This is a genomic window from Streptococcus sp. Marseille-Q6379 (genome assembly GCF_965119505.1).
The window spans coordinates 656655-677601 of sequence record NZ_CBCPLV010000002.1; the positions used below are offsets into that span (position 1 = coordinate 656655).

Sequence of the window (20947 nt, forward strand, 5' to 3'; positions counted from 1 at the left end):
TATCTTCCCCAAACACTTTTCCCCCATTCCTAGATTTCCAGATCTCTCCTAATAAAGAACGTCTAGCAACAGCAGCTAGGCGTTTTTTAGTGTAGTTAAAGCACATAGTCATCGATATTATCCTAGTAGATTTGTTAACACTCAGAAAAATTTTCACAAATTACCATTCAAGACCAGAAAATGACTGTTCATGATTTTTTCTTACATATTTTATTTTTTTGTAAGTTACCTCTCAATATTTTTGGTACAATAGATAATGTAAAGAGAGACCTAATGAGTTATAGATAAGCGTTTTATCATTTAAAACTTATTGTTCTCATAAACATTTTTTAAATAGTCTAGGAACCCTTCTTAACATTTATACCTATCTTCCCCAAACACTTTTCCCCATTCCTAGATTATCAGATCTCTCACAAGAAAAGCGTCTAGCTCACCCGGCTAGGCCTTTTTTATTTTTCCATACTTTTGCTATAATAGAGCCATACCGTTTGAAAGGAACTCATAAAATGACTATAAATCAGCAACTTCTTTGCTACAAACGTTTACCAAACTGGACAGCTACAACACTTCCAGAAATGGTGACGCAAAAACACAACACTAAGGTAGGAACTTGGGCTAAATTAACCATTCTATCAGGATCTCTCCGCTTCTACGAATTAGATGAACAAGGACAGGTTACCGCAGAGCACCTTTTTACCCCAGAGACAGAGATTCCTTTTGTTGAACCACAAGCTTGGCATCGCATCGCTGCTGCATCAGATGATTTGGAATGCTATCTTTCTTTTTACTGTAAACCTGAGGACTACATGGCTAAAAAGTATGACACTAAGGCTCACTCCGAGGTTCTTGAAGCAGTCCAATCTGGCCATATCAAACCTGGTCGCACCCTCGACCTAGGCTGTGGTCACGGCCGTAACGCTCTTTATTTGGCATCTCTTGGACATGATGTTACAGCCGTTGATGTTAATAACGAAGCTACACAACGCATACAAATGATTGCAGATGAGGAAAATTACAATGTTAGAGCTGGTTACTACGATATCAATGCTGCTGCTCTTCCTGAGTCTGAGACCTTTGATTTCATCCTCTCAACAGTCGTCTTTATGTTCCTTGATCCCGATCAAATTCCGGCTATTATCAAGAATATGCAAGAGCGTACTGTTGTCGGTGGCTACAACCTAATTGTTTGTGCCATGGACACTGAGGAGCACCCTTGTACCATGCCTTTCCCATTTACTTTTGAAGAGGGTGAGTTGAAGAACTACTATAAAGACTGGGAGTTAGTCAAGTATAACGAAAATCTTGGTCACCTTCACCGTTTAGATGAGCATGGCAATCCCATCGCCCTTCAATTTGCGACCATGTTAGCCAAGAAGGTTAAATAAGAGCGAATGATTGTAAAAGAACTGATTACAACTTGACTTGTCATCAAATTAAAAACTAGGAATCTAGCTGGATTCCTAGTTTTTAATTGTTTACAATATCTGCATACCCTGATTTAAGGTCTGCGTTTTCTGTTTCTTTGACATAATACACACCACCATTAGTAGTAGGTGAATAAAGAACAAAGGGAGTCCCATCTTTTTTTATGGTAAAGAAATAACGGTGAACAGAAACATTCTCCCATCTCTCGTATACCGAAACAATGGTATACTCCGAATTGCTATTACCATTTGCAGCATAAGTAGCATCCACAGTCTGGTTATGGTCCGACATCCAACGCATAGGCAAGGAAGAAGCTTCATTGGTAATTTCTTTGTATCCTGGCTGATTCATCTGATTGCCCCAAGAAACCATCAAACTAGCAAGTCGACTAGCTTTGTCATTGGTCCAACGTGGATTTTCAGTATAGGCTTCCTTGGCATGGTTAGCGTCAGGTGTATCAATACTTGCACTGCTAGATTCACTTGTCTTCGTATTTTCGGTCGATGACGTACTTGGCTTTGCACTAGCCTTATCTGTCGATGAGAATATCGAGCTAGCCACTGTGGCAGACGACTTAGCCTGTTTGACGTTCTTCATTGAACTAGAGACTAGAGTCAAGCCAATGCCAACGACGATCGCTACTAGAGCCCCCAGAAGAATATAGATATAATTATAATTTTTCGAGATTCCAATAAGGCCAGACTGATAAGCTAATTGCAGTTCATCTGGTTTAGGTTTACGCCCTTGAACTTGCTCAAAACGATTTATCCATTCTGCTTCTGATAGCTTTCGCATAATTTTCCTCTTCTCTTTATCAATTATCTTCCATCCTATCATAGAACAGGGATGCTGACAATAGTAGAGAGAACTTGAGGCTTACCTTCAACCTATTATCCTTTATTTTCAAAATAACGACGAACAATCGGCGCCACTTCTTCACTATAAAGTTTAATAGCCTTTAGAACAGCCTCATGTGGCATAGAACCAATTGGGAGATGAAGCATGAAGCGATTTAGCTGTAAATCCTCAATAATACGAATGATTTTTTGAGCGACGTGAGCGGGGTCCCCAACGAACATGGCTCCGTTTGGTCCAACACTAGCATAGTACTGCTTTTTAATCATTTCAGACCAATATGGGTGATCCTTAGCAATGTTATCCACCGTTTGTTTCGTTGGATAAAAATAATTTTCTATCGCTTGGAAATTATTTTCTTCAATCCATCCCCAAGAATGAGCAGCTACCTTAAGTTGTTCATCCGAATAACCATTTCGAGCACCGATTTCCTTATAAACTTCTACTAATTTAGTAAAGGCCTTCGGATTTCCCCCAATTGTAGCATAGGTAATTGGCAGACCTTTTTCCGCAATTTGAATGGTCGACTCAATGTGACCACCTGTCGCTACCCATATCGGCAAATCATCTTGGACTGCTCGTGGATACATAGGGCGATTGTCAACAGACTGAGTATGATTACCTTGCCAAGTTACATTCGTGTGCTTTTTGACTTCCAAAAGCATGTCTAGTTTTTCATTGAAAAGTTCATCATAATCTGAAAGATTATAGCCAAAAAGTGGAAAACTCTCAATAAAAGAGCCTCTACCCGCCATGATTTCTGAACGACCATTTGACAGAGCATCAATAGTTGCATACTGCTGATAGACACGAACAGGGTCAATAAATGACAAAATGGTTACTGCACTAGATAAACGAATCTTCTTGGTATTTACAGCACCTGCTGCAAGAACAATTTCCAGTGCCGACACCGCAAAATCTTCACGGTGATGCTCTCCAATCGCATAAATATCTAGTCCAACCTGATCCGCCAGTTCAATTTCTTCAACGAGCTCTCTAATACGTTGGTCATGAGAGATAGATTTTCCAGTCGATTCTAGGAGGGTTGTTTCTCCAAAAGTTGAAATGCCAAGTTCAATCGTCATAAATCTTTCCTCCAGTGATTCTTTTATTTGTTATGAGAATACATTATAACTAGTTAGTGATAATTACAAATAAAAAAAACCTAAGACTCTATTTTCCAAGAAAGGCTAATAGGGTTAGGCAGAAAAGTAAAACTAAAGCACCCACGACCACTAGGATACTAATCTTATAGCCTAGGGGATTTTTGGGATTTAAACTGGTTCCAAGGCCATACCTACGGAGGACAAATAAGGGTTCTGAGGGAGATTGCTTAAGGTTGTAGCCTAAGAGATACCTTAAGTAAAATAAAAAGAAGAAACTCATCCCCGGAAAAATGACAAATGGAAGAATAATTCGCTGTGACAGACTAGTCATGATTGTAAGAAAGACTTGTATCAACAAGAGAGCCCAAAACAAGTAATAAATGTACGATTGCTTTTTCATTAATATGTACCTCTCAATCTAAGATAAGTATACTCCTCCTAGCTTCCCTTATCAAGCCCATAACTCGCCTGACACCTTATTTTCTGCTACAATAGAAAGGAAAGATTCAAAAAAGGAAACTGTACACATGAAATTAATTTCTTGGAATATTGATTCCCTAAACGCCGCTCTCACTAGTGATTCTGCACGCGCTCAATTATCACGTGCTGTTATCGACACTTTAGTCGCTGAAAATGCAGATATCATTGCTATTCAAGAGACAAAACTGTCTGCTAAAGGGCCGACTAAAAAACATCTGCAAATCTTGGAAGACTACTTCCCTGACTATGACAATACTTGGCGTTCATCTGTTGAACCCGCCCGTAAAGGTTATGCTGGAACCATGTTCTTGTATAAAAAAGAATTGACACCAGTCATTACTTATCCTGAAATTGGGGCACCTTCAACCATGGACTGTGAAGGGCGTATCATAACTCTCGAATTTGACAATTTCTTTGTGACACAGGTCTACACACCAAATGCTGGTGATGGCCTCAAACGTCTGCTTGAACGTCAAATCTGGGATGAAAAATATGCGGATTACCTAGCTGAATTGGACGCTCAGAAACCCGTTCTTGCGACTGGTGACTATAATGTTGCCCACAAGGAAATCGACTTGGCTAACCCTTCAAGTAATCGTCGTTCACCTGGTTTTACAGATGAAGAACGTGCTGGCTTCACTAACCTCCTTTCCAAAGGATTCACAGATACCTACCGTCACCTCAATGGCGACGTTACAGGAGCCTACACTTGGTGGGCTCAACGTAGCAAAACATCTAAAATCAACAATACAGGCTGGAGAATCGACTACTGGTTGACTTCAAATCGTATTGCCGATAAGGTCACAAAGTCAGACATGATTGACTCTGGGGATCGCCAAGACCACACACCTATTGTCTTAGAGATTGATTTATAAAGTATCTCTAGACATAAATCACAAAAAGAGTAGACCTGCTACTCTTTTACTATGCCCAATAATTAAGGAGAAATATGAAAACAAAACTTAACACCACTCAAAAGCTCGTCCTGTCAGCTATAATGATGGCCCTTTATATCGCTATCCTCTTTGCTTCACAAGCCGTTTCCTTTGGTGCGGTTCAGATGCGTCTGGCCACTGCTTTATATGGATTAACTTATATCTTTCCATTTTTGGTATTCCCTATCAGCATAGCCAATGCTATTGGTAACTCTTTTGGCGGATTGGGATTGATTGACGTGGTTGGTGGTTTCTGTGCTAGCTTTTTAACAACCGGTAGCATCTACCTCATCCGTAAAGCTAAGTTATCTAGCTGGTTTATCATTCTTCCAATCCTACTCATTCCTGCCTTAGTGGTACCAATCTGGCTTAGCGCCTTACTCAAACTTCCTTATTTTGCTCTCGTTATTAATCTCCTCTTAGGACAATTAGTACCTTCAATCTTGGGGGCTGTACTCGTACGAGAGTTAACTAAGCGAGGATACAAAGACTGATAGACAAAAGTATCTCTGCAAATTGCAGAGATACTTTTTTTAGTAATGATATGCTTTTTCGTAAGCTTCTTTTGGTGTCAATTTGTCTCCAAAAATAAGTAAACGGTAGTCAACATTAGTAGGATCTTTTTGATAGTCATCAACCCAATCTTGATTCATTTCGAGGTAAAGATTATAGGTTCCCAACTTAGTCGAAACAGTACCTATCTTGTAAAAATCTTTATAACGCTTTTGGTTATCCGTTTTTTTCAATTTTTCATATCGATAATAGGTTCTGGCAAAGTCAGTGAACTGGTATTCTTTCTTATCTTTTCCAGAGCCAGTTGTGACTTCAATGGTGCCCTTCTTATTTGTTAAATGTAAATCATAATCATAGTCATTGTGACTATTCACTTGGAAGACACCTGAAGTGATATCACTGTCATCAGAGAATGTCTGAATATCAGCGAACTTAGCAGCTTGCCAAGAAGTAGGAACTCCTTCATATTCACTATCACTCTGTAGACCTAGAAGTGACCAATAATGACCGAGATAGAAGGTATTAGACTTCTCACGATCTGTCACCAGTTCACCTACCATCTTAAGGTTTTCAGCACCTAGACGGTAAGGGTTAGAAAGGTAACCAAAGACTGGGAAGAAGTAAATGATGACTGTAAAGGTCAAGAGAGTCTTCATATTAATCTTATTGATAGCCCAGAAGAAATAGGCAGCTGAGAACAAGAGAGCGTAAGCTGCACCATAGCTAAACTTATGCGCATGGGCAATCAAAAGCAAAATGAAGAAAATAGGTTGGATAGGACGAACCTTATGATAGATGATAGAGAAAACGTCCTCCTTGTCTTCCTCAGATTTGAAAATCAAGGACAAGACAATAGTCAAGAGTACAAAGAAGGCGCCAAACCCGAAACCAACATCATTTGGACGGAAGAAGTAAGCCAAGATGGACATGTCCATTACCAATAGCCAGACAGATGCAAATTTGACTATGTTGTTACCAAATTTTGCAGCTGTTTGACTTGGTGCCTTCAAAGGTACTTCGAAGGCTTGTGCAAGTGCTCTCTCTTTGGCCTGGCGTTCGGCCTCTATTGCCGCTTTCATTTCCTTAGTACGGCGTTCCTTTTGGAACAAATGGGCAACCTTGGTCGGTTCATCTTCCCTTGACTTGGTGATACTCAAAAAGAGTAAATATTGCATGGCAAAGATAAGAGCTGTGTTCCCACCGTATTCTAGGAAGGAACCATCCCAAATACTAGAAACAACTGCAAAAACGATATAACCTCCAATTGAGATTAAAACCGTCAAAAGTAAATGAATCCAACGAAAACGATAAGTGTATTTATCAGTTGTATCTCGTCTCAAAAACGTGTCACGTGGGTAAAGATACCAGATAACGAAGATAAGTTCAATGGCCTGAACTGCTGTTAGAAAACCAACATAGTTGAAGCCAAAAACGGCTGCTACCACATTGATGAGATAGGAAATAATAGCCAAAACTCGCAGACTGGTGCGCTTAGACAAGAGTCCAATACTCATCAGGGTGATAGTTGAGAAGGCAGAAAAACCAGCGCCCATCTTATTATCAAAGATAAACACATTGACAAAGGCAAAAATCAAGATTCCTAGAAGAGTTAAGACCTGTTTTTGCATTTCTTTTTTCTTTTCTTTCATATTTTCCCTCCTTATGGAAATGATAACGCTTCCGTATTCCTATTTTAACACAATTATACTGTTTTTGTCAGATTTGAAAAGACATTCGGATAATCGAATGCCTTTTTTATTAATTATCCATTGCTTCAATCTTAAGGAAAACAAAATCTCCATCAAAGCGTTGAATATACTTTTGAAAGCCTAATAAACTAAAGGTTTCAATCTCATAACGGACCTGATCAACACCATCACTAGTGCTCTCCTCAAGCAGTTTAAGTTTTGGAATATCGGATTCCAAGACATCACGGTAAAGTCCTTTATACTCAAAGGTAATTCGAGCCCACTCATTACCAGAAAGCATTGAGAAAGCCTGATAACGCACCTGCTCATCTGTAATAAGACGAGCTTCTTGTTCTGGACTTAACGTGAAAGCCAAATCATTTTCAGATTTGTGAATGGTTTGGAAACGATCAACACGGAAATAACGGATTTCAGAGAACTGATAATCACAAGTAAAGTTATCATCCAGTTTGTAAGAAATACAGTAGAAATAATGGTTATCAAAAATGACTGAAATTGGAAAAACCTTATATTCCTCCACTTTTTCTCCTGGCTTACGGTAACTAAAAGACAAAGGACGTTGGTCCACAATGGCATCGAAAATGGCAGAAATAGCTGGTAAGAGTGACTTATCTTGATCCTGATAAATCTTAAGTTCTTGATAACTATCTAGTTCTAGCTCAGTCAATCGCTTGATACGTCTGCGCTCCTTGTCGTCTACAGCCCTCTCAACAAAGATGTTGATAATTTCTGCTACTTCATCCTTTCGAAGGGCACGACTCTCTAAAAGAATCTTAGATAGGATAACTGCCTGATTGTATTTAAGGTTACCATAGCCCTGTTCATACTGGGCATGATAGGAACCGTATTTTCTGGAATACTTAACCTTCATATTTGGACGTAACTCAGTCAAATTTTCCTTGAGTTCACTCACGTCCTCTTTAAGTGTACGCTCACTTATGCCAAAGCGAGCTAGGTAGTCCGTTTTTGAAATGTCATTTCCCTTTTCCAATTCGGACATAAAATACAAGAGACGTTTGGTTTTTGATGCTGTCATTATAAAATCCCCCTTTATAATCAAACCCCTTATTACTAAAAAATTGCTGTCTAGTTATTCATTATCATAGATAGTCATCTCCAGTAGCGACGAGCCACAGAATTATAGCTCAAATAATAGTCCTTTTTCTTTTCGTTATACTCAAAAGATAGTCTTAACAATTGTGCTTTCTCAATAGGACTATTCTGATCAGTATAATCAAGATCAACTGACTTATGTATGATTCCTGATGAATGGACGTTGATACTTCTCCAGGACCTTTTTGCCTGAGAATGTTCCCTCACTACCTCAGACAAGGATGTTACTGGACCCAGATAGTCTTGGTCTTTAGTACGTAAGCTATTTATCTGCTCTTCCGTCCAATTACTGCTATAATTATCAACCTCAGTGACGCCCTCAAGGGGATAAGTCGCTATTCCACCATCATAGTCAAAGCGTCCCTTTTCGTCCTTCACAAAAGAGAGATCACTATACTCATTGCCATCTGCACGGTCATATCTCACCTTGAGACCACTAGACTCCATCTCGACATAATTGCCCTTACCATGACTTTTAATAATCGAACGTAAGGTATCAGCCTTGGGTTTCAGATTTTCAAAATCTTCTTCCGTCCAGTTATAAATCGCAGACTCATCTTCGTAGTCTTTGGGATCATCACTATCAGGTTTATCCTCATCAAGATCTGACTGAGACACCTGCTGAATCAACCTGTATTTTTTCATCGCCCCTCGATAGACAGAACCACCTAAAGTGGCAAAGAAGGATAGGCTAATCAAGCCAACTACGATTGCGGTGAAGAGAAATCTACCTAGCTTCTGTCCCATTCTAAAGAGAATGATAGCAAGGACAAAACATGCCACAATTACAGCCAGATACACAATTATCGGCTTATACTTCTAAGATAAGAAGACCGAGCCCCAGCTCACACTTAAGAGTATCAGTGGCAGAGCAAGAGTCAAAAAGAAATATCGCTTCTCAGCTTTTTCCTCCTGAAAAGCAGATTCAAACTCTGGCCCTTTATTACTAAAAGCCGACTCGAAAGCCTGATCACCATTCTTTAGATGATCATCACTTAAATAATGTTCATTCTCTTTATTAAACCTCTACTCCTCTAAATATTCTATATAACAATTTCCCAGTTTTTTCTATTGTAACAAATGAAAGCGTCATTTTCTACAAATATACTAAAAAAGCAACCTATCTTAGGTTGCTTAAAGGTTTAACATTAGTCATTCTCAATTTTTTCAGCTTCTGTACTGAATTTTTGTGCGATGGCTTCAAGAGCTAATTCATCTGTATCTGGAAGAGTGATGGCATCATCAGAAATCTCATCAATATTTGCATAAAATTCAATATGATTCTTCAGATTTTGGAGATGAATTGGTGCATCACCACCGTATTCGCCATCGAGGTTAATCATCATACGATCATCACTTAGAGGCTCAATATACAGCGAGCTCGTTTTGATATAGGAAATTCTCTTGTCATAGATGTGTTTACCACCTTGGAGAATTTGACGAATGAGGTCAACCAATTCAAAGAGGTTAGCTGTCTTAACCATGATTAGAGTAAATTTACCATCATCCAGTTTAGCATCTGGGGCAATCGTTTCAAAGCCACCAACTGAATTGGTCAAGGCAACGAAAATCATGGAAAGACCACCTTCAAAAACACCCTCATCATGCGTAATACGAACAGGAACCTTCTTAACTTGTGGTAGCAACTCTGCCCCCTTAACAAGGTAGGCCAAATAACCAAGTACTGTCTTTAAGCGACTAGGTACACTATAGGTTAGTTCCGTAAAGGAACCAGCAGCCGCAATATTGATGAAGTATTTGTCATCATAGGCACGGCCAATATCCATCTGAAGGGTCTGATTTTTAGCGATAACCTTGGCTGCTTCAACAGGATTTCCTCTTGGAATCTTCAAGGCGCGTGCAAAGTCATTTGTCGTTCCCGTTGGAATAACCGCCATTTGTGGGCGTTTTTTAAGCGGGGCAACCCCAGAAACAACCTCATTGATTGTACCATCGCCACCAGCAGCAATAACTAAGTCAAAGCCTGCTTTGGCCGCACGAGTGGCCTCATTTTTTGCTGAGTTCTCATCTGGTGTTGTTTGAAAGGCTGACGCTTCAAAGCCAGCACCTTCCAGAATATCCAAGACCTCGGCAACATTTTTTTTCATAATTTCTTGTCCAGATGTTGGATTATAAATTAAGCGGGCACGTTTTTGTTTCATATTGAACTCCTATAAATCCAGCAACCAAGCCTCATCTTTTACTTCAATTCCTAGGCTTTGTGCTTTTTCCAACTTACTTCCGGCATCACTACCAGCAACTACTAAATCTGTTTTCTTAGAGACAGAACCTGTCACCTTAGCACCCAGAGCTTCTAGTTTTGCCTTTGCTTCACTACGTTTAAGATGCTCCAATTTTCCTGTCAAAACAACTGTCTTACCAGATAAGATAGCATCATCTGCCACCTTTTGTCCAAGATAGGACAAATTAACGCCATAGGACTCCAGTTCTTTCATAAGAACTTGGGCCTCCTCCTTAGCAAAATAGCGCTGGATGGACTTGGCAATAACCTCTCCTAAACCATCTACAGTAGCAATAGCCTCGACATCTGCACTGGCTAACTCTTGTATACTGCCAAAAGCTTCTAGCAACTGCTTACTAACTTTGGCGCCAACATGACGAATGCCCAAACCATAGAGCAATTTCTCTGCAGAATTTTCTTTTGATGCTTGAATGGCTGCGTAAAGTTTTTCAGCCGACTTTTCCTTGAAACCTTCCAATTGAAGGAAATCCTGACTGTTCAAGCCATAGATATCAGCCACATCTTTAACCAATTCAGCTTTAAAGAGCTTTTCAACCACTGAAGGTCCCATACCTGCGATGTTCATGGCATCTCGAGAGGCAAAATGAATCAGACCTTCCTTAATCTGAGCAGGGCAAGAAGGATTGATACAACGTAGGGCAACTTCATCTTCAAAATGTAAAAGACCACTGCCACAAGATGGACATTGAGTCGGTACTTCCATCGGCTCCTGTGTCGTACGCTTACTCTCTACTACACGAAGTACAGCAGGGATAATATCACCAGCTTTGTAGACAATTACGGTATCACCGATACGAATGTCTTTTTCGGCAATGTAATCTACATTATGAAGGGTGGCCCGACTAACCGTTGTCCCCGCTAATTGCACTGGAGTCAAATTAGCAGTCGGCGTTACTACACCCGTACGACCTACCTGCCAGTCCACTGAGAGAAGCTCTGCTTCCTTTTCCTCAGCCGGGAATTTATAAGCAATAGCCCAACGTGGCGCCTTAACTGTAAAACCGAGTTCTTCTTGCATAGCCAAACTATTGACTTTGATGACAACACCATCAATGTCATAGGCCAAGTGATCACGATCTTCTCCAACAGCTTGAATAAAGTCCCAAATCTCATCCATCGATGATGTGACAATGCGTCGTGGATTAACAGAGAAACCGAGTTCTGCCACTTCATTTAAGACATCATTTTGTGTTAGACGCTCCGTTGGACTAGCTTCCTGATAAAGGAAAGTCGCCAAACGACGCTCTGCAACCACTTTGGTATCTAATTGACGAAGAGTTCCTGCTGCAGCATTACGTGGATTGGCAAATTCGGCCTCACCATTTTCCTGGCGTTGGATGTTGATGCGTTCAAACTCAGCCCGTGGCAGGTAACACTCCCCACGCACCGTAATATTAAGAGGTTGGTCCAACTTCAGAGGAATATCTGAGATACGCTTGACATTTTCAGTGATATTCTCACCTACAGAACCATCACCACGTGTCGCACCTACCTGAAGAATACCATCCACATAGGTCAACGAGATAGAGAGCCCATCGATTTTGAGTTCAGCCATATAATCAGCATTAGGAAATTCGTCCTTAACCCTCTTATCAAAGGCATCTAACTCTTCTCGTGAAAAAGCATCCTGCAAACTATAAAGCGGATACTCATGTTGATATTTTTCAAAACCATCAAGTACCAGCCCTCCCACACGATGTGTTGGACTATCTGCTTGAACAAGTTCTGGATGTTCAGCTTCCAAAGCTACAAGCTCACGATAAAGCTTATCATACTCGGCATCTGACACTGATGGATTATCTTCCGTATAATACTCTTTTGCATACTGGTTAAGTTTAACAACCAGCTCTTTCATTCGTTTTTCCATAGGAACATTTTAACATAAAAGCAGAAAAAAACGCCTTTACAGACGTTAATTTAGGAAACAAAATCAATAACTTTGGCCAATTTCTTAATAAGAATTGCACCAACTAAGAGAGAAGCCAATTCTCCCATAGCAACAGTGAACCAAGTTACCCAAAATGGTGCCTGAGTAACCAAGGTCAACTCAGCCGCAATTGTCACCATGAAGAATGAGAAGTAAAAAGCAAAGTAAACATGAGCCTTGTCAAAAAGTCCACCTAAAATATCTTGGTTCTTAAATCGATCGAAGAAATAAACACCTGAACCGACAAAGACCAGTGTCGAGAGACTTCCGACAACCACATCAATCATGTTAAAGCTAAAGAAATTAGCAATCACACAGCCCAAAGTCACGGCAATGATATACTTGCGATTATAAAATCCTAAAAGATTGAACATTTCTGCAATTCGGAACTGGTAGGGACCATACGAAATTAAGTTAAAAGGTGGCACAACAGTCAAGACCACATAAAGAGCTGCCACAATAGCAATATGTGTTAAATCACGAACAGTTTGTTTTTTCATTTTTCCTCCATAATCATTATCTTTTTATTATCTACAAAGGATAATATTCCCGTCAAAAGAGCCTGGATCTCACCAAGCTCTCTTTATCATCTAGGAATCATCCTCATCTTTTTTGTGTTTTTTGCTGTCACTACCATCTCCAGAAAAGCTCTGAATAATAGTAATCACATCTCCTCTTCTACTTTTCAGTTCACCTTGTCTAAGCTCTTGATAGGTCGCATTAAAGACGGCCCCCAAAATCAAAATCCTGGCCAAGAAGATGAACCAAAGCATGAAGACGAAAATCATAATGGATCCAAATAACTTGATATCAACTAATCGACTCAAGGTACGAATCACATAAGTTCCAAACAAGTTGCTTAAATAGCCAATCACCAAAGTCGTAAAGATAGTCCCTGGCATGATGTAGCGGATTTTTCGAATCTTCACATTCGGAAGCACAAAATAAAGCACCATCATTCCCAGGAAGACAACTGCAATACTCAGAGGCTGGATACTATTTAAAATAAACTGAGTCATCTTGGAACCAATAGGATAGGTCTGTGTAATAACTCTAAGGACCGACTGAATAATCGTAGACAGCATTAGTGCAAAGGTGAGCAGGAACAAGATGACCAGACTCATGAAACCACCAACAATATGACTAATAAAGACATCACGGTGTTCTGAAGCACCATATACCTTGTTAATCGCCTTTTGAAGCGAAGACAAGGACTTAATCATGGTCCAGAATCCCGTCAAAGAGGCAACTCCCAACAACTGTCCAGAAGGTGTCGAGAAGATATCCTGAACAACGTTGGCTGCAGGTGCATAAAACTGCTTAGGAAGGTGCTCATTCATAAACTTCAAGAGATCAGTCGTATCAATATTCAGATAGGGAAAGACATTTGCCGCAATGACAATAAGCGGAAAAACCGTCAAAATGAGGTAGTAAGCCACTGCGATAGTTGAAATATCTATCTCTGCACTACGATAATGCCTAAGATAAACCTGCAAAGGGCGCCATTGGAGTTTATCCAATAGACGGGCCATTAAGCCTTGTCGTTTCATATTAGTAAGTTCTTTCTTCGCCTTGAGAAGTCAAAATTACTGGACCATCCTTAGTGATAACAAATTGGTGCTCATATTGACAAGAAAGTCCACCGTCAAGAGTTTTGTGAGCCCAACCCGTTTCAAGGTCAGTATCGATTTCCCAAGTACCAGTGTTAATCATTGGCTCGATAGTCAAAACCATTCCTTCTTTAAGACGGAGACCTCGTCCAGCCACCCCATAGTTTGGCACCATTGGTTCTTCGTGCATTGTTGGCCCAACTCCGTGTCCAACCAAATCACGAACAACACCGTAACCACGACTTTCAGCGTATTCTTGGATAGCTGCACCGATATCACCGATACGGTTACCGACTACCGCTTGTTCAATACCAAGGTACATAGCCTCACGTGTTACTTCCATAAGTTTTTTAACTTCGTCAGATGGCGTTCCAATCGCATAAGCCCAACATGAATCAGCCAAACCGCCAGAATATGATTCCGTGTATTTTTTAACCTGAGCAACATTGTCAAAATCCAATTTTGACACATCAAGGACTGACTTATCGATAGGTTCTGACAAGACCATATCAACCTTCAAGAGGTCACCATCTTTCAAAATATAGTGACGTGGAAAGGCATGTGCCACTTCGTCATTAAGGCCACAGCATGTCGCATAAGGGTAATCCATAATGCTTCCCTCAACCCCAATCTGAAGGGGAAGGACATTCTCTTCTTTACAACGACGACGCACATACTCTTCCACTTCCCACATGTCTACCCCTGGTTTCAAGAGGTCACGTAGACCAATATGAATGCTAGCAAGAAATTCCCCTGCCCTATCCATTGCTTCAATTTCACGTGCTGATTTTAATGTAATCATTGTTTTCTCCGTTTTCTTTATATCTTTTATTTTTAGTTACTAAGTTTTCTTAACCACAACGACTGATTTGCAGACGGTATGATTTCCGTGAGTAACCATAAGGTCCAGATGGGCTCTACGTCTGGTTTCAGCGATAATACTTGGTGTAATCGTCACCTTGTCATCGATCTGAGCTGCCTGAAGAAAGTAAAACATCATCTCTTCAATCACAAGACCATTTTGTTCCTGCTTTTCCATGATACGATAGACAACCTCTTTAACCATCTCTGCAAGAACACCCTGAGTGAGGTTTCCAGAATTGTCAATCATAGTGGGCTCGACCTCAAAGCTGAAAGCATGCTTGTCCTGGTTTAGGTTAGCTATCATTTGATCGCTAAAGGTGTGCAAGTTGCCACGATTATTGTCCTGAAGTTCTTCCAAAACCTGACGACGGGTGATAACACCTAGATAGTGTTTTTCTTCATCCACAACAGGAATGATATCAAAGTCCTCAAAAATCATCTTTTGGGCCACAGTTGCCAGACTAGTCTCAAGTCGTGTCACCGTCGGCTTGGTCATTATTGCCTTGAGCATGGTCGTCGGTTGCTGATTAGACACATCTCGCATGGTCACAATCCCAATCACCTTGTCAGCCTCAGACAGAATAGGAAAACGCACCAAGTTCGTCCGTTTCACCAAATTCTGAAAATCCCTGACTGTCATTTCTGGAGTCATGTAGTTGTAGTCTTCTCGTCTGGTATAGACTTGAGCTACAGTCTTGATGTCTGTTTTGATACGGACATTCGAAAGTGCCTGGTTAATCATGGTTGCCACGGTAAAAGTATCGTAAGTTGTTACCATGACTGGAAATTGCTTCAAACGTGAAAGCTCTTTAACCCTATCGGAAACCTGAAAGCCCCCCGTCACTAGAATAGCATTATTGTGTTCTAGGGCAAGCAATTGAATATCCTCACGGTCCCCAACAATAAGAAGATCTCCTTTGGTTAGATAACGGGTGATATTCTCAATAGTCATGGCTCCGATATAGAACTTACTGAAGACACGTTCCAGACCTTCATGACCAGAGATAACCTCAGACTCTGTAATCTCCGCAATCTCCGCAAAGGTCAGCTTATCAAGGCGAACCTGGACTTTCTTTTCAATTCGAACTGTCCCACTCCGAGGACGTGTCTCAACCAACCCTCGATTTTCAGCTTCTTTAATTGCTCGATAGGCAGTTCCATCAGAAACCTGTAAGTGATTCGAAATACTACGCACACTAACACGCTTACCGATAGGTAAGGCCTCTAGATAATCTAGAATTTCTTGATGTTTACTCACAGTTCTCCTCCTTCTCAAAGCGGAGATAATCACGCATGGTACGGGTGTATCGGTCTGCTCCCTTAAAGCGGGACACAAGTTTAAAGCCAGACTTCTCCGCTACACGAATCGATGCCTTATTTTCCAAGTGGGCAATAAGAATAATACGATCCATTCCCATAGCTGTCAAAGCCAAATTTGACAGACAAGTAACTGCCTCTGTCATTAAGCCTCTACCCCAGTATGAGGCATTCAAAAAATAGCCAAGCTCTGCAGTCCGTTTCTGGACATCTATCTTTTCAAAACGAACGACGCCAATCATCTTTTCTAACTCTTTATCTACAATAGCCCATACACCTAGAGGCTCCTTCATGAAGTAATGAACCAAAAGGCAATCCGTTTCATGCTGTGTTTGAGTGGCAGGAAAGAAAAATTGTAGATTCTTAGGATTTGATACAATTTCGTGTAAATCAAAACGATCCAAAAAGATGAGTGGTCTAAAAGAAAGGCGCTCCGACTCAAAGAAGGCAAAAGCACCCAGACTAGTCCAAATATCCATGATAGTATTATAACACAGTTTTAGAAATGGAAAAAGGCTCAACCACTAGGGGTTGAACCTTAGACTTAATCTTCAATCAAACGAATATCTGCACCAAGGTCAGAAAGTTTCTCAATGATATTTGAATACCCACGAAGGATAAACTCAATATTGGTAATTTCAGTTTGACCTTCTGCCATAAGACCTGCCGTAACAAGCGCAGCACCTGCACGCAAATCACTGGCTTTTACTGGCGCACCTGAGAGTTGCGTTGGACCATTGTAAACAATTTGTCCACCGAGTACCTGAATATCAGCACCCATACGAGCCAATTCAGGAACGTGGTTCACACGCTTCTCATAAATCGTATCAATAATTTTTCCTCGACCACTTGCTTTCAGTAACAAAGGTGTCATCGGTTGTTGTAAATCCGTCGCAAAACCTGGGTAAGGCGATGTCCTAATGTCAACAGGTTTTAAATCACCTTGCTCTTCAACAAAGATGGCATCTTCTTCAACTGTCATACGAACACCCATTGCTTCAAGTTTAGCAATAAAACTTTCAAGGTGTTCATAAAGAACATTTTTAACCTTAATTCCCTTACCGATAGCCGCGGCCATAGCAATATAGGAACCCGCTTCAATACGGTCTGGAATAACCTGGTGACGAGTGCCATGTAAGCTTTCTACACCGTCAATGGTGATCACTTCTGTACCAGCACCACGAACACGTGCGCCCATATTGTTAAGAAGTGTTGCCACATCAATAATCTCAGGTTCACGCGCCGCATTCTCAATGACCGTACGACCGTCAGCCTTAGCCGCTGCCAACATAGTATTAATCGTCGCTCCAACACTGACCGTATCCATGTAGATATGAGCACCCTTAATGCGTTGACCAGCATCAGTCGCAATACGCATAGATTCGTCTTCATAGGAAATGCTAGCACCCATTGCTTCAAAAGCCTTAAGGTGAAGGTCAATAGGACGTGGTCCCAAATCACAACCACCTGGCAAACCTACTGTTGCTTGACCGTAACGTCCAAGCAAGCTACCGTAAAAATAGTAAGAAGCACGAAGACTGTTAATCTTACCAAATGGCATTGGCATATCCTTAACGCCTCGTGGATCAATTTCGAGTGTTTCGCCATCACGCTTAACAGAACCACCCATCACTTCTATAATTTCAATTAGGTTATCGACGTCGCTGATTGCTGGTACCCCGTCAAGAGTAACCACTCCATCAGATAAAATGATGGCCGGAATCAATGCAACAACTGAATTTTTAGCCCCTGATACTGTAACTTCTCCCTGAAGTTTCTTACCACCATTGATGATAATTTTACGCATACTGTTCAATCTTTCTTATACTGGAATATTAGCTTTTACATTCTACCATAGATTGAGGTGCATGACAAATTAAGAACTCTAACAATTATCGGACAGTTTCACTTGACCATTTAAACCAGCCCTTAAAACGGATGGCTCCGTCTTTATCTGTTCGTAAAATTTTAATGTGGCGTTGCTTAAAACGTTCTATTGTTTCATCATTTGGATGTTTATAACGATTGTTCTCACCAGCTGAAACAAGTGCAAGGGAGGGGTGCAGCTGGTCCAAAAAAGCTTCAGACGAAGAACCTTTTGAACCGTGGTGTCCAGCTTTGAGGACGCTTGCCCTTAAAGTTGGATAGCTGGCCATCAGTTCCTCCTCTCCTTCTTTTTCCAAATCACCGGTAAACAGAAAACTGCTTCCTAATAGCTTTCCGTAAAGAACTATCGAATCATTGTTACCGCCATCACCAACTTTATTTGGATAAAGAACCTGTAGATTGCTTCCCATCATGGGTAATTTGTCGCCAGCCTTTAGAGTGTGAACTGGGCATTTTATAGTCCGAAGTCTTTTAACAAAGCTAGGCTTAGTCAAAGCCCCCTGACTGACACAGATTTCCTTAATCTTAAAACACTTGGCCACTTCTTCCAAATCACCAATATGGTCTGTGTCCGTATGCGTCAGGACCAGATAATCAATTTGAGACACTCCTCTAGCCTGTAGATAGGGAATCAAGGTTTTCTCCGCATTGCTCGTCTGGCTAGACTCTTGCCATTTTTCCTTAGTTCCAAACGTCACCTTGCCACCCACATCAATTAGGATGGTATCGCCTTTCATACTCCTCAGAAAAATACTGTCTCCCTGACCAACGTCAACCACAGTCACCTCATTGGTTAAAGGATGTTTGACCCAGACCATCAAAAGTCCAAAAATCATCAAAAGGCAAATCCTAAACTGAGGCTTTTTCCAAAAATCAAAGAGCATAACCAATACTGCTATCATCAAGCCAAACTGAAACAAACTAGGTTTCCCTAAAATCAAAGGTTGACCTATCCAGGATTGTATCCAAGTCAAAAAGGACTCCATCCATTCAAAAAGTGGGTTGATTTGAGAAAAGATTACCAGTCCTGAGAGGGCAAAGAATACTGTCAATACAGGCAAGAGAAAGCTATCAAATACTATGGAAAAAATCGCTGTTAGAATTAAACTAACTGGTTGAAAGGTTCCATAATAGTAAGTTAGAAAGGGCAAAATCCCAAGACTCAATACCAAGCTCGTATAGATTGATTTCTTTAAAGATGACAAGTCCTCAAAATCAAACAAACACAACAAGAAGGCATAGGAACAACTTAATACACCTCCCACTGTTAAGAGAAAATGAGGTAACAAGAGAAACAATAGAAGCAAGGTTATTCCCATATTGTCCAGTTTTTTAATACCAAACTCAGCCAGCAAACTTTGAACCAAGGAACGTAGGACTGAAGCTGTCCATCCTGTCATTAGGCCATAACATAAGGAAAAAGGCAGCAAGACGATAAATAGATAATCTTTAGGAAGGCCCAAGCGTAGAAGTCCGTAGCGAAACCATCCCAAAAAAAAGCCCACTTGCATCCCCGAAAGTGCAAATAGATGAATAATACCTAAACTTGTGTAAAGCTGACTCTGCTCATCGAACTCCTTATCCAAATACCCAAATAGCAGGCCTGTCATATAGTGTCTCATAGGACTAGGAAAGTGCGTCTGGATATGAACCAAAGCCCTCCTCCTCAATTGATGGAAAAAAGCTAGGGGAGATAGAGATTTTTGAGGTACTACTTGGTCCAAGCGCTCAATCTGAGCGATTCGATAAATACCTTGACTGGCTAGATAAGACTGATAATTAAACCCTTGAAAATTACGTTGACCAGTTGCTTGGGTTAACGTAATTTTCCCTTTTAATACTAGCGTTTGACTAGTAGTCTTGAAAAAATGCTGCTCCTTCTCAGATTTGAGTCGGTAAAAGACCTGATAGGTTTGTCCCTTTGCCTTACCGATAGCTGATAATTGCTCACCATTAACCGATAGCGTATCAGCAACCATAATCACCTGATTGATTTCAGCAGGGGCTTGTTTATCTTGTATAGTAGCTCTGTGGTGCAAGAATAAAAAGTAGACTAAAAAGAAACTACCTACAAGTCCCACCAACTTTAGGGCTGCCTTATTCTTCCAATGATGCTTCAAAAAACAGACCATAAGAAAGACAAAAGTACCAATAGCATAAACATTAGTGACAAAAATCGTAAAATAAAGGGCAGCTATTAAAAGAGACAAGGAAAAAAGACTGATTGGCGCTTTTTTAAGCCACATAGATGGACTCTCTGATTTTATCTAACGTTTTATCACCAATTCCTGAAACATTTTTCAGGTCATCTACGGACTGAAAGCCGCCATGACTTTCGCGATAGGCGATGATATCCTCTGCTCGCTTAGCTCCAATTCCAGAAATAGTTTGCAATTCCTCTGCAGTCGCTGTATTTAAGTTAATTTTCCCATCCTTATCATTAGTTTGCCCTCCTTTGTCAGAAACCTGACTAGTTCCTGATTGACCAAGGACAGAAAGGTTTTCATCCTTAGTTGCCACATAGATAACCTCTTCGTCTGACAAGCTTGCGGCTAAATTAACACTCTTAGCATCCGCATCCTCGGTCATTCCCCCAGCGGCTTTGATGGCGTCAGTCACCCTAGCGCTTGCTTTTAAGGTATAAACACCTGGATTGGCCACAGCCCCCTTAACATCCACTGTTGCTTTTGACTTATCCTTTTCACTTTCTTCAGTCTTTGACTGAGAAGACACTTCAGTAAGTGATTTTGACCCTTCTTTGGATGAGGAGGTTGACAATGTTGTCACATCTGTATAAGACCTCTCCGCCTCCATGCTGTTGCCGGCACCACAAGTCATCCATAGAAAGAAGCAAAAAATCACCATCAGTACAGCGATGACACTCACAAACAAACGATTATCTTTGACATAGGCTAGAATCTTTTCCTTCACGCTATTCTCCTT

General features: G+C 40.7%; 18 protein-coding genes. 3 read left to right on the plus strand and 15 right to left on the minus strand.

Translation table 11 applies throughout. The annotated features are described in order from the left end of the window. The first annotated feature begins 506 nt into the window (after positions 1–506). The gene (tehB, locus tag ACWPVZ_RS09685; protein WP_110981121.1) at positions 507–1385 is read left to right on the plus strand and encodes an SAM-dependent methyltransferase TehB; all 879 of its coding nucleotides are present in this window, start codon (positions 507–509) and stop codon (positions 1383–1385) included. A gap of 82 nt (positions 1386–1467) precedes the next feature. On the opposite strand, the gene ACWPVZ_RS09690 is transcribed toward tehB, so the two are convergent. After that, positions 1468–2220: a DUF4767 domain-containing protein gene (locus tag ACWPVZ_RS09690; protein ID WP_454381906.1), complete on the minus strand. Its 753-nt coding sequence runs from the start codon at positions 2218–2220 to the stop codon at positions 1468–1470. 95 nt (positions 2221–2315) lie between these two features. Further along, positions 2316–3365, minus strand: a complete 1050-nt coding sequence (locus ACWPVZ_RS09695) for an LLM class flavin-dependent oxidoreductase (RefSeq protein WP_454381907.1) — start codon at positions 3363–3365, stop codon at positions 2316–2318. A gap of 548 nt (positions 3366–3913) precedes the next feature. Here ACWPVZ_RS09695 and ACWPVZ_RS09700 point away from each other — a divergent pair. Together ACWPVZ_RS09700 and ACWPVZ_RS09705 are read left to right on the plus strand one after the other, a co-directional pair. Beyond that, on the plus strand, positions 3914–4741 hold the full coding sequence (locus ACWPVZ_RS09700) for an exodeoxyribonuclease III (RefSeq protein WP_454381908.1): 828 nt from the start codon (positions 3914–3916) through the stop codon (positions 4739–4741). Positions 4742–4815: 74 nt separating this feature from the next. Beyond that, positions 4816–5295, plus strand: coding sequence for a QueT transporter family protein (locus ACWPVZ_RS09705; protein ID WP_454381909.1), 480 nt, complete (start codon positions 4816–4818; stop codon positions 5293–5295). 39 nt (positions 5296–5334) lie between these two features. Here ACWPVZ_RS09705 and ACWPVZ_RS09710 read toward each other — a convergent pair whose 3' ends face one another. The 13 genes from ACWPVZ_RS09710 to ACWPVZ_RS09770 form a co-directional block, all read right to left on the minus strand. Then, positions 5335–6963, minus strand: a complete 1629-nt coding sequence (locus ACWPVZ_RS09710) for a hypothetical protein (RefSeq protein ID WP_454381910.1) — start codon at positions 6961–6963, stop codon at positions 5335–5337. Between the two features lie 109 nt (positions 6964–7072). Then, positions 7073–8059 (minus strand): helix-turn-helix transcriptional regulator, encoded by a 987-nt coding sequence (locus tag ACWPVZ_RS09715; protein ID WP_037598364.1) that lies wholly within the window; start codon positions 8057–8059, stop codon positions 7073–7075. 74 nt (positions 8060–8133) lie between these two features. After that, complete coding sequence (locus ACWPVZ_RS09720) at positions 8134–8883, minus strand: hypothetical protein (protein ID WP_454381911.1); 750 nt, start codon at positions 8881–8883, stop codon at positions 8134–8136. A gap of 401 nt (positions 8884–9284) precedes the next feature. Continuing rightward, positions 9285–10298, minus strand: coding sequence for a diacylglycerol kinase (locus tag ACWPVZ_RS09725; RefSeq protein WP_037602836.1), 1014 nt, complete (start codon positions 10296–10298; stop codon positions 9285–9287). A 9-nt stretch (positions 10299–10307) separates the two neighbouring features. Then, complete coding sequence (gene ligA, locus ACWPVZ_RS09730) at positions 10308–12266, minus strand: NAD-dependent DNA ligase LigA (RefSeq protein ID WP_064520957.1); 1959 nt, start codon at positions 12264–12266, stop codon at positions 10308–10310. Between the two features lie 50 nt (positions 12267–12316). After that, complete coding sequence (locus ACWPVZ_RS09735; RefSeq protein ID WP_037599196.1) at positions 12317–12826, minus strand: QueT transporter family protein; 510 nt, start codon at positions 12824–12826, stop codon at positions 12317–12319. 90 nt (positions 12827–12916) lie between these two features. Continuing rightward, positions 12917–13876, minus strand: a complete 960-nt coding sequence (locus tag ACWPVZ_RS09740; protein WP_070577031.1) for a YihY/virulence factor BrkB family protein — start codon at positions 13874–13876, stop codon at positions 12917–12919. Between the two features lies 1 nt (position 13877). After that, a complete protein-coding gene (locus tag ACWPVZ_RS09745) occupies positions 13878–14738 on the minus strand; it encodes a methionyl aminopeptidase (protein ID WP_070577033.1) in 861 nt (286 codons plus the stop codon). Between the two features lie 39 nt (positions 14739–14777). Beyond that, a complete protein-coding gene (gene spxR, locus ACWPVZ_RS09750; protein WP_070577035.1) occupies positions 14778–16058 on the minus strand; it encodes a CBS-HotDog domain-containing transcription factor SpxR in 1281 nt (426 codons plus the stop codon). Continuing rightward, positions 16051–16596: a GNAT family N-acetyltransferase gene (locus tag ACWPVZ_RS09755; protein WP_048673823.1), complete on the minus strand. Its 546-nt coding sequence runs from the start codon at positions 16594–16596 to the stop codon at positions 16051–16053. The genes spxR and ACWPVZ_RS09755 overlap by 8 nt, the downstream gene beginning before the upstream one ends. A gap of 65 nt (positions 16597–16661) precedes the next feature. Then, on the minus strand, positions 16662–17924 hold the full coding sequence (locus ACWPVZ_RS09760) for a UDP-N-acetylglucosamine 1-carboxyvinyltransferase (RefSeq protein ID WP_454381912.1): 1263 nt from the start codon (positions 17922–17924) through the stop codon (positions 16662–16664). Positions 17925–18009: 85 nt separating this feature from the next. After that, entirely contained in the window at positions 18010–20250 is a 2241-nt protein-coding gene (locus ACWPVZ_RS09765; RefSeq protein WP_454381913.1) for a DNA internalization-related competence protein ComEC/Rec2, read from the minus strand. Continuing rightward, the gene (locus tag ACWPVZ_RS09770) at positions 20240–20935 is read right to left on the minus strand and encodes a helix-hairpin-helix domain-containing protein (protein ID WP_454381914.1); all 696 of its coding nucleotides are present in this window, start codon (positions 20933–20935) and stop codon (positions 20240–20242) included. The genes ACWPVZ_RS09765 and ACWPVZ_RS09770 overlap by 11 nt, the downstream gene beginning before the upstream one ends. Positions 20936–20947 lie beyond the last annotated feature (12 nt).